At 64.4% G+C, this 13,800-nt stretch carries 15 protein-coding genes and 1 tRNA gene; 8 read left to right on the top strand and 8 right to left on the bottom strand.

The genetic code is table 11. From position 1 onward, the window contains the following. Positions 1-7: 7 nt before the first annotated feature. From fdxH to CBW66_RS09750, 7 genes are all read left to right on the top strand, one after another. The gene (gene fdxH, locus CBW66_RS09780; RefSeq protein WP_086136466.1) at positions 8-928 is read left to right on the top strand and encodes a formate dehydrogenase subunit beta; all 921 of its coding nucleotides are present in this window, start codon (positions 8-10) and stop codon (positions 926-928) included. Next, positions 918-1,589 carry a formate dehydrogenase subunit gamma gene (locus tag CBW66_RS09775; RefSeq protein ID WP_086136467.1) on the top strand — a complete coding sequence of 224 codons (672 nt, stop codon included), beginning with the start codon at positions 918-920 and terminating at the stop codon, positions 1,587-1,589. The genes fdxH and CBW66_RS09775 overlap by 11 nt, the downstream gene beginning before the upstream one ends. Before the next feature lie 126 nt (positions 1,590-1,715). Next, positions 1,716-2,777, top strand: a complete 1,062-nt coding sequence (gene fdhE, locus CBW66_RS09770) for a formate dehydrogenase accessory protein FdhE (RefSeq protein WP_170933125.1) — start codon at positions 1,716-1,718, stop codon at positions 2,775-2,777. Next, positions 2,777-4,198 (top strand): L-seryl-tRNA(Sec) selenium transferase, encoded by a 1,422-nt coding sequence (gene selA / locus CBW66_RS09765; protein ID WP_086136469.1) that lies wholly within the window; start codon positions 2,777-2,779, stop codon positions 4,196-4,198. The genes fdhE and selA overlap by 1 nt, the downstream gene beginning before the upstream one ends. Beyond that, the gene (gene selB, locus CBW66_RS09760) at positions 4,195-6,180 is read left to right on the top strand and encodes a selenocysteine-specific translation elongation factor (protein ID WP_086136470.1); all 1,986 of its coding nucleotides are present in this window, start codon (positions 4,195-4,197) and stop codon (positions 6,178-6,180) included. The genes selA and selB overlap by 4 nt, the downstream gene beginning before the upstream one ends. Next, positions 6,159-6,254: transfer RNA gene (locus CBW66_RS09755), tRNA-Sec, on the top strand. The genes selB and CBW66_RS09755 overlap by 22 nt, the downstream gene beginning before the upstream one ends. 171 nt (positions 6,255-6,425) lie before the next feature. Beyond that, positions 6,426-7,136, top strand: coding sequence for an ABC transporter substrate-binding protein (locus CBW66_RS09750; protein WP_230491961.1), 711 nt, complete (start codon positions 6,426-6,428; stop codon positions 7,134-7,136). Between the two features lie 14 nt (positions 7,137-7,150). Here CBW66_RS09750 and CBW66_RS09745 read toward each other — a convergent pair whose 3' ends face one another. From CBW66_RS09745 to fur, 7 genes are all read right to left on the bottom strand, one after another. Then, positions 7,151-7,891 (bottom strand): GGDEF domain-containing protein, encoded by a 741-nt coding sequence (locus CBW66_RS09745; RefSeq protein WP_086136471.1) that lies wholly within the window; start codon positions 7,889-7,891, stop codon positions 7,151-7,153. A 3-nt stretch (positions 7,892-7,894) separates the two neighbouring features. Next, entirely contained in the window at positions 7,895-8,293 is a 399-nt protein-coding gene (locus tag CBW66_RS09740; protein ID WP_086136472.1) for a DUF1987 domain-containing protein, read from the bottom strand. 22 nt (positions 8,294-8,315) lie between these two features. After that, the gene (locus CBW66_RS09735; protein WP_070222302.1) at positions 8,316-8,873 is read right to left on the bottom strand and encodes a SiaB family protein kinase; all 558 of its coding nucleotides are present in this window, start codon (positions 8,871-8,873) and stop codon (positions 8,316-8,318) included. A gap of 65 nt (positions 8,874-8,938) precedes the next feature. Next, positions 8,939-10,156 carry a SpoIIE family protein phosphatase gene (locus CBW66_RS09730; protein ID WP_205701151.1) on the bottom strand — a complete coding sequence of 406 codons (1,218 nt, stop codon included), beginning with the start codon at positions 10,154-10,156 and terminating at the stop codon, positions 8,939-8,941. A gap of 191 nt (positions 10,157-10,347) precedes the next feature. Further along, the gene (locus CBW66_RS09725; protein WP_086136473.1) at positions 10,348-10,938 is read right to left on the bottom strand and encodes an NAD(P)H-dependent oxidoreductase; all 591 of its coding nucleotides are present in this window, start codon (positions 10,936-10,938) and stop codon (positions 10,348-10,350) included. Between the two features lie 73 nt (positions 10,939-11,011). Beyond that, entirely contained in the window at positions 11,012-11,374 is a 363-nt protein-coding gene (locus CBW66_RS09720) for a MerR family transcriptional regulator (protein ID WP_086136474.1), read from the bottom strand. A gap of 74 nt (positions 11,375-11,448) precedes the next feature. Next, a complete protein-coding gene (gene fur, locus CBW66_RS09715; RefSeq protein ID WP_034756687.1) occupies positions 11,449-11,889 on the bottom strand; it encodes a ferric iron uptake transcriptional regulator in 441 nt (146 codons plus the stop codon). A 361-nt stretch (positions 11,890-12,250) separates the two neighbouring features. On the opposite strand from fur, the gene CBW66_RS09710 reads away from it, so the two are divergent. Then, the gene (locus CBW66_RS09710) at positions 12,251-12,868 is read left to right on the top strand and encodes an OmpW family protein (protein WP_086136475.1); all 618 of its coding nucleotides are present in this window, start codon (positions 12,251-12,253) and stop codon (positions 12,866-12,868) included. An 80-nt stretch (positions 12,869-12,948) separates the two neighbouring features. Here the strand turns inward: CBW66_RS09710 and CBW66_RS09705 are convergent, their stop codons facing one another. After that, positions 12,949-13,776 (bottom strand): MetQ/NlpA family ABC transporter substrate-binding protein, encoded by an 828-nt coding sequence (locus tag CBW66_RS09705; protein WP_086136476.1) that lies wholly within the window; start codon positions 13,774-13,776, stop codon positions 12,949-12,951. Between the last annotated feature and the right edge of the window lie 24 nt (positions 13,777-13,800).

Below are 13,800 nucleotides of genomic sequence, written 5' to 3'. Positions count from 1 at the left end.
CTCAATAATGGCACTGCAATCCTTAGATATCCGGCGCCTGTCGGCGACCACGGTCACGCCGACGCAAGCGCGCAGCCCGGTGACGGGTACCGTGGCCAAGCTGATCGATGTGTCGAAATGCATCGGCTGCAAGGCTTGCCAGACGGCGTGCATGGAATGGAACGACTTGCGTGACGAAGTCGGCGAAAACCATGGCACCTATGACAATCCGACGGACCTGACGCCGCAATCGTGGACGGTGATGCGTTTTGCCGAACACGAAAACAACGACGGCAACCTCGAGTGGCTGATCCGCAAGGATGGCTGCATGCACTGCGAGGACCCGGGCTGCTTGAAAGCCTGTCCGGCGCCGGGCGCCATCGTGCAATACACGAACGGCATCGTGGATTTCCACCAGGAAAACTGCATCGGCTGCGGCTACTGCGTGGCCGGCTGTCCTTTCGACGTGCCCCGCATTTCGAAAAAGGACGACCGCGCCTACAAGTGCACCTTGTGTTCGGACCGCGTGGCGGTGGGCCAGGAACCGGCCTGCGTGAAAACCTGCCCGACGGGCGCCATCGTGTTCGGCACCAAGGAAGACATGAAGGTGCATGCGGAAGAGCGCATCGTCGACCTGAAGTCGCGCGGTTTCGAGAACGCGGGCCTGTACGATCCGCTGGGCGTGGGCGGCACGCACGTGATGTACGTGCTGCACCATGCCGACAAGCCGAAGCTGTATTCGAACTTGCCGGAACGCCCTCGCATCAGTCCGATGGTGGGCTTCTGGAAGGGCTGGTCCAAGCCGCTGGCGGTGGCCGGCATGGCCGCCACGGCCCTGGCAGGCTTCTTCCATTACACGCGTGTCGGTCCGAACGAAGTGAGCAGGGACGAAGAGCGCGAAGCGCTGGAAGAGGCCAAGCGCCTGCGGGAGGAACACCATGAAGCATAGTGAACTTCACGATGGCAAGCTGTACGACAAGGATGGCAACCCGCTGATCCAGCGCTACGACCCGAACGAGCGCACGAATCACTGGGTGACGGCCATCACCTTCGTCATGCTGGCGCTGTCCGGCCTGGCCATGTTCCATCCCTCGATGGCGTGGCTGGCGAACCTGTTCGGCGGCGGGCAATGGACGCGCATTTTGCATCCGTTTGCCGGCCTGGTGATGTTCGTCTCGTTCGCCATCCTCGTGGTGCGCTTCTGGCACCACAACAAGTTCGAGGACGGCGACAGGCAGTGGCTGAAACAGATGGGCGACGTGCTGCACAACCGCGAAGACAAGCTGCCGAAGATCGGCAAATACAATGCCGGCCAGAAGATCCTGTTCTTCGTGCTGCTGTTCTGCATGGTGGGCTTGCTGTTGTCGGGCATCGTGATCTGGCGCGCGTACTTCGCGTTCTATTTCCCGATCGACGTGGTGCGCTTTGCCGCCTTGCTGCATGCCGGTTGCGCCTTCGCCATCATCTGCGCCATCATCGTGCACATCTACGCAGCCCTGTGGGTCAAGGGCTCGATCGGCGCCATGGTGCGCGGCACCGTCACCTACGGCTGGGCGCGCAAGCACCATCCGAAGTGGTTTGAGGCGGTGATGCGCAACAGCAAGGATTAAGCTGCCGTAAGCGATACCCTGCTGCAAGAGCCGGGGCCGGTCCCACAGGATCGGCCCCTTTCTCTTTATCGATTAAAATACTTTTTCAGCACAGCCAACTCCGCTGGCGCTGCCTTGCTTTTTTTGATGGGAACTCCATTGGTACAACGTATTCTTCAGCCAGGCGAAATCGAAGGCCTGGACCATAACGCGATTCCGCGCCTGCTGCTGCCGCAGCCAGCGAGCCTGTTTACGGCGCGCGCCTTGCGCTTGCGCGAACTGGCGCAGGGCAATATCAAGGGCATCCCCGTCGATGCGGGCATGCAGGGCTACCTGGTGCTGATGGCCGCGCTGGCCGATGCGCAGGCCGCCGTGGTGGGAAAACTGGCGCCCGGCGCCGTGCCTGCCGCCGACCCCGATGCGCTGCGCCGCGCGATCGCCCACCGTATGCCGGTGCTGCCCGTCAGCGGCGCCCGTCCGCCCGTCTGGCGCGACATCTTTGCCAGCCTGCTCGATGAACTGGCCGCCACGGCGGCACGCCAGCCGGCCCTGTCCGGCGGCCTGACGCAGGTGCTGGCGCAATTGCGCGCGCTCGACGCGGCGGCGCTCGATGCCTGCGCCGATGCCGTGCTCGATGAAAACGGCGACAACCTCAATCCCATGCACGCGCCGTTCGTCGCGGCCGCGCTGCAAATTTTATGGTCGGTGTCGGCCAGCGAACTGCGCGCCGCGCGCGTGCCGGACCTGGAAACGGGTGCCTTGTGTCCCGTCTGCGGTTCGCATCCCGTCGCCAGCGTGATCCGCATCGGCGGCGGTTCGCAAGGCTACCGCTACCTGCACTGCGGCATTTGCGAAAGCGAATGGCATATGGTGCGCGTGAAGTGCTCGACCTGCGAACAGAATGGCAAGATCGCCTACCAGGGGCTCGATGCGGCGGACGCCGCGCCGTTCGACCCGGTGACGGCGAAGGACGACAAACTGCCGAACAAGGCGAATGATCCGAAAAAGGTGGCGCGCGCGGAAACCTGCGACGATTGCCATACTTATCGAAAAGTCTTCAACCAGGAACACGATTACAACGTCGAGCCCCTGGCCGACGACCTGGCCAGTCTGATGCTCGACCTGCTGGTGGGCGAAGCGGGCTACCAGCGCGCCAGCGGCAATCCGCTGCTGTGGCTGGGGAAAAGCGAACCGCAGGACGCAGCCTGATGAAGACGGAGCAGACCGTGCGCCTGCCGTCGGTGGACCGCATCCTCGCCGACGCGGCTTGCCTTGATCTGATTGCGCACTACGGCCGCGTGCAGACCCTGGCCTGCGCGCGCGCCGTGCTGGCCGAACTGCGCACCGCCATGCTGGCCGGCGCGGGTCTTGCTCAATGCGGCGAAGAGGGCGCATCGATCGCCGCCATCGCCGCGCACATGGGCGAACGGCTGCAGGCGCAAGCGCGCTCGCGGCTGCGCGCCGTGTTCAACCTGACGGGCACCGTGCTGCACACGAACCTGGGCCGCGCCTTGCTGCCCGACGCCGCCGTGCACGCCGTGGTGGAAGCGCTGCAGTGGCCGATGAACCTGGAATTCGACCTGGAAACGGGCAAGCGCGGCGACCGCGACGACCTGGTCGAGGAACTGCTGCGCGAACTGACGGGGGCCGAAGCGGCCACCATCGTCAACAACAATGCGGCCGCCGTGCTGCTGATGCTCAATACCCTGGCGCAGAATAAAGAGGTCATCGTCTCGCGCGGGGAACTGGTGGAAATCGGCGGCGCCTTCCGCATCCCCGACGTGATGACGCGTGCCGGTGCCGTGCTGCGCGAAGTGGGCAGCACCAACCGCACGCACCTGGCCGATTACGCCAATGGCATCAACGAGCACACCAGCCTGCTGATGAAGGTCCATTGCAGCAATTACGCGATCACCGGTTTCACGAAAAGCGTGGAGCTCGGCGAACTGGTGCCGCTGGCGGCGCAACACGCGATTCCCACGGCCGTGGACCTGGGCAGCGGTACCCTGGTCGACCTGGCCCAGTATGGCTTGCCGCATGAAACGACGGTGCGCGAGACGATAGCGGCGGGCGCCGACCTGGTGACCTTCAGCGGCGACAAATTGCTGGGCGGCCCGCAATGCGGCGTCATCGTCGGGCGCGCCGACCTGATCGCGAAGATCAAGCGCAACCCCTTGAAACGCGCGCTGCGGGTCGGCAAGCTGACCCTGGCGGCCCTGGCCCCCGTGCTGCAGCTGTACCGCGCGCCGGACTTGCTGGCCGAGCGCCTGACCACCTTGCGCCTGCTGACGCGTCCCGCGGCCGCCATGCGCGCACAAGCCGAGCAATTGCTGCCGCAGTTGCAGCAGGTGCTGGGAAAATCGTACGCCGTCACGGCAGAATCCATGACAAGCCAGATCGGCAGCGGCGCCTTGCCCGTCGACCAGCTGCCCAGCTTTGGCCTGGCCATCCGCAGCGCCCCCGGCTCGCGCCTGAGCAATCCGCTGGGCGTGCTGGAACAGCGTTTGCGCGCCTTGCCGTGCCCCGTGATCGGCCGCATCGGCCAGGATACCTTATGGCTCGATTTGCGCTGCCTGGAAGCGGCGCACGAGACGGCTTTCATCGCGCAGCTCGACGAGTTGTCCGCATGATCGTCGGCACCGCAGGCCATATCGACCATGGCAAGACGACCCTCACGCGCGCGCTGACGGGCGTGCACACGGACCGCCTGAAGGAAGAACAGGCGCGCGGCATCTCGATTGAACTCGGTTACGCCTATCTGCCGCTGGCGGACGGCACGGTGCTGGGCGTGATCGACGTGCCGGGCCACGAAAAATTCATCCGCACCATGGCGTCCGGCGTGACGGGCATCGACTTTGCCCTGCTGGTGGTGGCGGCCGACGATGGCGTCATGCCGCAGACGCACGAGCACCTGGCCATCTTGCAGCTGCTGGGCGTGACGCGCGGCGCCGTGGCATTGACCAAGATCGACCGCGCAGACGGCGCCCGCGTGGCCCAGGTGGAAGCGGACATCGAAGCGCTGCTGGCCGGCACGCCGCTGGCGGGCAGCCCGGTCTTCCCCACCGCCGCCCATCGCGACGGCGATGCCGGCGTGGCCGCCTTGCTGGCGCACCTGACGCAGGTGGCGCGCAGCCTGCCGCAACGCGACGAGCGCCGGCTGTTCCGCCTGGGCGTGGACCGCGTGTTCACCTTGCCGGGGCAGGGCACCATCGTCACCGGCACGGCGCTGGCGGGACGCGCGCAGGTGGGCGACGTGCTGCAGCTGGCGCCTGGCGGCGCGCCGGCGCGCGTGCGCAGCATCCATGCGCAGAACCGCGCGGCCGAGACGGGCATGGCGGGCCAGCGCCTGGCGCTGAACCTGGCCGGCATCGACCGCGAGCGCATCGAGCGCGGCAACTGGATCGTCGCGCCCGAGCTGGCGCACTGCTCCGAGCGTATCGACGTGGAACTGACCCTGCTGCCCGACGCCGGCGTGCAGCTGAAAGCCTGGTCGCCGCTGCACGTGCACCTGGGGGCGGCGCACCAGCTGGCGCGCGCCGTCATGCTCGATGGCGAGACCCTGTCGCCGGGACAGACGGGCAGGGTGCAACTGGTGTTCGAGGCGCCCATGCACGGCGTGCCGGGCGACCGCTTCGTCGTGCGCAATGCGCAAGCGACGCAGACGGTGGGCGGCGGCATGGTGCTCGACCCGTTCGGCCCCGCGCGCAAACGGCGCAGCCCGGCACGGCTGGCCTGGCTCGATGCGCTGGCCGGGTTTGTCGCGCACGGCGACTATGCGGCCCTGCTGGCGCAAAGCCCGCTGGGGCTGCGCGAATCCTTGCTGGTGCGCCTGTCGCTGCTGCCGGCGCATGCCCTGGCGCTGCCGCCCGACACGCGGCGCATCGCCCTGCGCGGCGACGACGCCCTGCTGCTGGCGCCGGCGGCGTTGCTGGCGCTGCAAGAGCGGGTGCTGGCCGCCCTGGCCATCTTCCATGCGCGCGCGCCCGACGAGGCGGGGCCGGAACTGTGGCGCCTGAAACGCATCGTCGACGCGGAGATGGAAGACGCCTTGTGGAGCCACCTGGTCGAAGGCTTGCTGGCGCAGGGCGGCATCCTGGCGTGCGGCGCCAGCCTGCACTTGCCGACGCACAGCGTGGAACTGACGCCGCAGGAACAGGCGATGGCCGAGCCCTTGCTGGCCGCGCTGGAGCAGGGGCGTGCCGATCCTCCCTGGACGCGCGACCTGGCGCGCGGCTTCGGCCTGGCCGAGGACGAGACGCGTCGGCTGTTGCGCAAGCTTGCCAAGGCAGGCCAGATCAGCCAGGTCGTGCATGACCTGTTCTATCATCAGGCGGCGCTGGCCGAGCTGGCGCAACTGGTGCGCACCCTGGCCGGAAAAGCGGAGCTGGACGAAAGTCTGGCGCCCGGTTCCGGCGCTGTGGGCGCGGCCACTTTCCGCGACGCCAGCGGCTTGGGCCGCAAGCGGGCGATCCAGGTCTTGGAATTCTTCGACCGCGTCGGTTATACTCGCCGTGTTGGCAATGGGCATCTATTGCGCCCGCAGGCGTTGTGGTCCTACACCGCAGCCCCAACAGCTAGCTCAGGCACCGCGGAAAGCACACTCATCCGGTGATGTGGCCGGGCTTCAAACCCGGTGGAGGGCGTCAGACGTTCTCCCGTAGGTTCGACTCCTACTGTTTTCCGCCACTTGTTTTTCTCGCCATCTTCCCCTCGCATGATGATCCCGGCGTTGGCCCTGAGCCACGTTACGGAAAAACAATGGTTTAAATGATAACATTTAACCATGGCCGGCGGGGGCCGATGGTACCATCCTGCAGGTGCAGGGCTGCGTATCCCCTGTGGTAGAAGAAGGCAAGCATGAAACAAGCAAGCATGGCATGGCTGCTGGCGGCGCTGTTGCTGCCGGCGGCGGCCGGGGCGGCGGGCCTGCGCATCGTCGGCGAGCATTTGCCGCCGTCGAGCATGATGGAAGGCAATGTCGTCGTGGGACGCGAAACGCTGAAGGTGCGCGACATCATGGCGCGTGCCGGCATCGGCTATACGATGGAACTGCTGCCGTGGAAACGCGCGTATGCGCAGGCGCTGCGCGAGCCTGACACCTGCATTTTTTCCACCACCCGCACGCAAGAGCGCGAAGCGCAATTTCGCTGGATCGGCCCCCTCAACGAAGCGGAATGGATACTGTATGGCCTGGCCGAGCGGCATCTGGCGCTGCGCACCCTGGCCGATGCGCGCGGCCTGGTGATCGGCACGGTGCTGGGCGACGCGCGCGACGACTATCTGCGCCAGCACGGCATGAACGTGGCGCCTGTCACGCAGGAGTGGATCAATCCGCAAAAGCTGCTGCTCGGGCGCATCGATCTGTGGGCCGTCGGCCTGGCCGTGGGCAGCAAGCCTTTCGTCGGCAAGGAATGGGAAGGCAAGGTGGTGCCCCTTCTGACTTTTAATCGCGTGCAGACTTACCTGGCCTGCAACCTCAAGGTGCCCGAGGCGCAGGTGGCGGCCATGCAGCGCGCGGCAGCGGCCATGCGCCGCGACGGCAGCATGGCGCGTGAACAGCTGCGCTGATTCAGCGCATCGACTTAACTCTCCAGCCACTGGCGCACGCAGTTGCGTCCTTCGCGCTTGGCCTGGTACAGGGCCTGGTCGGCATGGCTGTAGGCCGTGTCGAACGGCGTGCCGGCGCGGTTCCAGCTCAGGCCCACGCTGATGGTGATGGCGCGCGTGATGGGCGCCGCATGGCGCTGGCGGCCGACCGTCTCGCAGATGCGCTGCGCCACCTGCGCCGCCTCGTCGCGGGAGGAGGTGGGCCAGACCACGGAAAACTCTTCACCGCCGACCCGGCCGATGGCCGTTTCCTGTCCCAACAACCCTTTTAAGCAGTCGACCACGGCCTGGATCACGCCGTCTCCGGCCGGGTGGCCGAAGTCGTCGTTGACTTGCTTGAACAGGTCGATATCGAGCACGATCAGCGCCATGTCGCCCTGCGCCAGGCAGCGCGAAGCGTGGTCGATCACGGCGCCGCGGTTCAGGGCCCCCGTCAGCGGGTCGTGCGTGGCGCGGTATTCGAGCTGGCCGGCCAGGGTTTGCAATTGGCGGTTCAGCATATGCATGTCGCGCTCGGCGCGGTCGCTGCGGCCGATCAGCCGGCGCGTCTCGCGCATCAGGCGCTCGTAGTGAACGATCAGCTCACCGAGCACGCGGCGCTGTTCCGCGCCCGACGCGCTGGCGTCGGCGTGCATGCGGCGCGCGGCGGCCAGCGCCGCCGCTTCCACGGTGAACAGGTCGGGCTCCAGACCGGACTCGGAGAGGGCGGCGCGCATGCCCTAGCTGCCCTGCACGGGATGGTCGCGGAAGTCCAGCGCCGTAAAGTCCTGCTGCAGCTCCTGGCCGAATTCCAGGATGGTGTCGTCATCCTCGTCGTGATACCAGTTCAGGCGCACCTGGTTGCCATCCACGGCCGCCTGGTTCAGGGTGTCGAACAGGGTAAACAGCATCTTCGTGCTGGAGCTGTTGAAGTAGGCCAGCGAGACGTTGACGGTGATGGCTGCTGCGCGGCAGTTTTCCAGGTAGGCGCGCACGGCGGCGATCAGCGGGCCATAGAAGGCGGCCGCGTTTTCCGGGTACGACTCGCCCTTGATCGACAGGGTGTGCTGCTCGAAACGGAAGTCGATTTCGGGCGAACTCGGAGTCGCGGCGATGAACAGTGGTGACGGTAATTGCATATGCTTTCCTGAGTCGGCTCTTTCAAATGATGGCTTTGATGCAGAAGATGGTATGGCCAGGTTCCTGTGGATCCTGGACGAATTCGAATTCCAGCGGTTCGCTGGCGTCGCGCGCCATGGTGAGAAAACCCAGGCCCGCGCCCTTGCTGTCGGACGGCGCTTCTTCGCGCAGCGCCTTTTTATACGCGAGGCGGATTTCTTCCATCGTCATGGTGTGCAGCGGCTCCAGGCGGGCGCGGATCTGCGCCACGTTGTCGGTCGAGACGGGATTGGCGCACAGCAGGAAAAAGCTGTCGCCGCGCGTGCCGATGCAAAACGAGCCGCGCCGCATCTGCTGGTCCAGCTGCGCGTCGGGCGTCAGGCTGTCGGCCGAATAATGCATGATGTTTTGCGACATCTCGATGAACGAGGAAAAGATGCGCCGCCGCGTGGGCCCGGCCGCGCCGGCCGTATCGAGGCGTGCCTTGATGGTTTCGGAAATGGCGCTCACCACGTGCTGCGAGAAATAGCCCACGTAAAAAAAGATGATGTTGCGCTTGCGCGCCACGTCCCAAAACTCGTTGAATTCTTCGTACAGCACGCTCGTGCTCCTGGCTAGCCGGTGACCCGGTGTCTTGTTGATAAGGTGGCTCGATGGCGCCCAAACTACAGGCGGAAACAGAAAAAAGTCAGGTCGTCGCGGCGCGGTTGCGCTCCCTGCCAGGCGGCGCTGTCCTGCAGCAGGGCCGCCGCCACGTCGCCGGCCGGCGCGTCGCGCCGCGCCAGCAGCTGCTCGCGCATGCGCCGCTTGCCATAGGCGATGTCGCGCGCGCCGCCGATCTGGTCGAGCAAGCCGTCGGTGGTGATAAACAGCAGGCTGCCGGCGGGAATGTCGGGCGTCTCGTTGTGCCAGCAGTAGCCGGCCGGCGTGTCGACATAACCGACGCCCATGCGCGCGCCGTCGATGGCGCGCACGGTGTCTTCGCCCGGCGCCACCACGTGCAGCGCCAGTTTCGCCCCCGCGAAACGCAGGCTGGCGCTGGCCGTGTCGTAGCACAAAAAGGCGCAGTCCATGCCGTCGTTCGAGCCGGCGTGGCCGGTGGCCGCGCCGCTTCCGGCGCCGTCCTGGCCCAGCAGGGTCTTGATGGCGCGGCTGACGGCGCCGATCAGGGCGGCCGGATCGCGCGGCCCCCGTTCGCGCAAGGCCTGGCTCAGGGCCGACGAGGCGATCAGGGTCATGAAGGCGCCCGGCACGCCGTGGCCGGTGCAGTCGGCAATGGCGGCGAACCAGCCGCCCGCGTGGCGCTCGAAAAAGTAGAAGTCGCCGCCGACCACGTCGCGCGGCTGCCATTCCAGGTGGGCATCGGGCAGGGTGGCGCGCAGTTCCGCATCGGAGGTGCGCAGCAGCGCGCGCTGGATCACGCTGGCGTAATCGATGCTGTGCATGATCTGGCGGTTCTTTTCCGCCTGCATGGTGGCCACCACGTTCATCAGCTGCAAGCCGAAGCCCACGCCGGCCAGCGCGCCATCCTCGGTGATGATGAAGCCGTCGGCCAGCGCCTTCTCTCCCGCTTCCACGGCGCGGAAGGTGAGGTCTTCGATGCTCATGGCGCCATCGACGATCAGCGGTTCCTTGTCCATGAAGGCGATGCAGCTCTTCTTGCCGTACACCTCGTGATAAAAGGGCTTGGACATCTGCGACATGAAGATATTGCGGCTGATTAAGCCGATGGGCTTCTGCTGCTCCGTGACGGGCAGGCTCATCATGTCGCGCCGTTCCGTGAACAGTTCCAGCACGGCGAAATTGCTGGCGTCGGCCTGCACCGATTCCGTGGCGATGCACAGGTCAAGCGCCACGGACGTGCGATAACGGGGAAGATGCAATCGAGAAGCGTTGAACTCCACAGCGGCTACCTTTACATGACGATCGGAACCTTGTTGCCGCCAGAGCAAGGCGACTGACAAACAGGCAATATCATCATGGTAGTCGGTGAATATGACGGCTTGATTACCAGCTTGTCAAAACCGTATGCAAGATGGCTGCATGGCAAGCCGATGACCATCCGTTTTCGGGCTTACAGACGCTGGGCCAGCGCTTGCGCCTGTTCCAGCCAGCGTGTGCGCTGGGCATCGGTGGAATCGAGGATGGGACCGAAACTGGCCACCTTGACGGGCTTGACGCCGCAAAATTCCAGGGTCGTCTTGCGCAGCTGGTGGATGCCGGGCATGTGGTAGACCCAGCGGTAGTACCACGGCGGCGTATCCATCGTCACCAAGAGCTGCGCCGTGCGGCCCAGCAGCAGCTGGGCCGGGAAAGCCTTGCCCGGACGGTATTTGAAGGCGAAGCCGGGCAGGAAGACGCGGTCGACGAAGCCCTTCAGCAGGGCCGGTGCGCCGCCCCACCAGATCGGGTAGGCGAATACCAGGTGTTCGGCCCAGAGAATGGCTTCCTGGGCCGCCAGCAGGTCTGGCTCCAGCGGCTGCACCTGGCGGTAGCCTTCATGCAGGTTCTGGTCGAAGTCCAGCTGGCCCAGGCGCAGTTCGCGCACGGTATGGCCTGCGTTGCGGGCCGTGGCGGCGTAGGCGTCGGCCAGGGCGGCGCAGAAGCTGTCGCTGGACGGGTGGCCGAGGAGAATGAGAATGCGCTTGGGTGTCGTCTGGGTCATGATGCAGGCTGTCCGTTAAAGAAGAGCTTGCATGCTAAAGCCTGCCCCTGGGGGCAGAGTCAAGCGGGGTATGTCACGCTGCCTGCGGTTGCTGGCGCGCCAGGCAGTCGCGGATTTCCGTGTCGATGTCGGCCAATTGCGCGTCGAGCTGGCGCAGGCGGGCGATATCCTGCCGTACCTGGGCGCGCTTGGCGGCGATGTGCCGCGACAGGGCTGCCCAGTCCGTATCGTCGCCGGCCAGGACGGGCAGCAGTTCGGCCAGGCGGAAGCCCAGGACCTGCGCCTGGCGTATCAGTTTGACCTGCGCCAGGTCTTGCTGCGTGTAGACGCGATAGGCGCCGGAACGGCGCACGTCGCCCAGCAAGCCCAGCGCTTCATAGTGGCGCAAAGCCTTGGGCGAGGTGCCCGCCAGGCGGGCGATTTCTCCGATGTACATGCTTGTCCCTTGTTGAACTGCGGCGCACGCAGTGTAGCGCAGGTGGCTTGCCAGGCGCTACCTTCCGCGCTGCATCAGGAGGCTTTGCGCGGCGGCACTTTCTTCGCCGTGCACTCGGCGCAGGTGCCGTACAGCGACAGCGCGTGCTCGTGCAGCACGAAGCCCCGTTCGGCGGCGATCTCGTTCTGGCGCAGTTCGATGCCTTCGTCGACGAATTCATCGACCTTGCCGCAACCCGTGCAGACCAGGTGGTCGTGGTGCTGGCCTTCATTCAGTTCGAAGACGGCGTGGCCCGATTCGAAGTGCCGGCGAAACAGAATGCCGGCCTCGGCAAACTGCATCAGCACGCGGTAGATGGTGGCCAGGCCCACGTCGATCTTTTCGGCCAGCAAGAGTTTGTAGACATCGTCCGCACTCAGGTGCTTGATCGTGCCTTCCTGGAACAGCTGCAGAATCCGCAAGCGGGGGATGGTCACCTTCAAGCCCGATTCACGCAGTTCCCTCAATATATCCATGTCTCCCATTCCTTTTTGTAGTCGCTGAGCGAGGTAAGCCATTATATCGCAAATGATAATCATTACGATTCTCATGTGTGCACTGGAAATAGTATGCTGCAAGGGCAGGCGGCAATCCAGTGAGATCGGCGCAAGTCACCATTGCGCGGCGCGCAATTTGTCCAGCATTGTGCGGCTGGCTGGCCGCTGAAATGGGGGCATGCAAGCGTTCACGCTGCATTGCCGCATTTTCTTGACCTGGGCAAAGGAAAAAATCCCTTAAGTGATGCCATCTAGCACTATTTGATGTGGATCAAAGTTTTTGTTGCACTGCACTCTTAGACTTCGCAGCGTTACTTAACGACAAAAAGAGGGAACTAGAATGAAAAAGTCCGCAACTGCAGCAGCAATCGTCCTGGCCGCCATCGGCGCCTTCGCCGGCAACGCAATGGCACAGGAAAGCCCATGGCTGGTCCGTGCCCGCGCCGTGCACATCGATCCGGCCAACAAATCTGCTCCTGTTGGTGGCGTCGGCGCATCCGACCTTATTCACGTCAGCAGCAAGACGATTCCTGAAATCGATATTTCGTATTTCTTCACGCCGAACATCGCTGCCGAGCTGATCCTGACGTATCCGCAAAAGCATGACGTTACCTTGTCCGGCACGAAGATCGGTACTTTCAAGCATTTGCCGCCGACCCTGTCGCTGCAATACCACTTCATGCCTGAAAAACAGTTCAGCCCATACGTGGGTGCCGGCATCAACTACACGAATATCTCGGACGTGAAATTGCTGAACGGCGCAGGCCGCCTGGAGCATGACAGCTGGGGCTACTCGCTGCAAGCCGGTGTCGATTACAAACTGGACAAAAACTGGTCCTTGAACTTCGACATCAAGAAAGTACAGATCCGCAGCGACGTGCTGGCCGGCGGCGCCAAGATCAGCGAAGTCAAAGTCGATCCTATCCTGATCGGCGTTGGTGTGGGTTACCGTTTCTAAGCATTGCACGACAGCGCCAGCAAGGCGCGGACAATAAAAAAGGACGGCTTAGCCGTCCTTTTTGCATTGCATGCGCCGCTTTACTTTTTCAGCGTCTTTTCCAGCGCCAGCTGGTAGTCCGTCTTTTCGTAGCCGGCCAGGTATTTGTTTGTCGCGTCGAGGAAGGCGCGCGAGCGGTAGGCCGCTTCCAGGTCCTTGACCCAGGGCTTGGCTTTGTCGGCCGTGCGGATGGCGACCAGGTTGATGTAGCTGTCCGAGATCTTTTCCACAGACAGGGCCGAGGTCAGCTTCATGCCGGCGGCCAGCGCAAAATTGCCGTTGACGAAAGCGTAGTCGGCATCGGCCAGCGAGCGTGGCAGCTGCGCCGCTTCCAGCGGCACCAGTTTGAGCTTCTTCGTATTTTCCAGCACGTCGCGCTCGGAAGCGCGCAGCGGGTCGACGTTCGGTTTCAGCTTGATCCAGCCCATCTTGGCCAGCATCACCAGCGCGCGCGCCTGGTTGGTTGGATCGTTCGGCATGGTGATGGTGGCGCCGGGCTTCACGTCCGCCAGGGTCTTTTGCTTGCCGCCGTACAGGCCGATCGGCATGGTCGGCACGGTGATCAATGGGCTCAATGGCAGCTTGTTATCGGTGGCGAACTTGGTCAGATACACGATGTGCTGGAACACGTTGGCGTCGAGCGAGCCTTCGGCCAGCGCGTAGTTCGGCTGCACGTAGTCGTTGAATTCGACGATCTTGACCTTGTAACCCTGTTTTTCCAGGATGGGCTTGATGCCCAGCTTCAGCTGGTCCGAATACGGGCCGGAGCTGGTGCCGATGATGATTTCTTTCGGGTCCTTGGCGTGGGCGGCGGTGGCGAAGGCCAGGCTGGCGGCGGCCAGGAGCAGGGTGCGGCGAATGTGGTTCATGCTTTTCCTTGAACTGAAATAACT

The sequence above is a fragment of the Janthinobacterium sp. GW456P genome, from assembly GCF_002127655.1.
Taxonomy (GTDB): Bacteria; Pseudomonadota; Gammaproteobacteria; order Burkholderiales; family Burkholderiaceae_D; genus Janthinobacterium.
The sequence above is the reverse complement of the archived record's forward strand: the minus strand, read 5'-3'. Positions and strand labels throughout refer to the sequence as shown.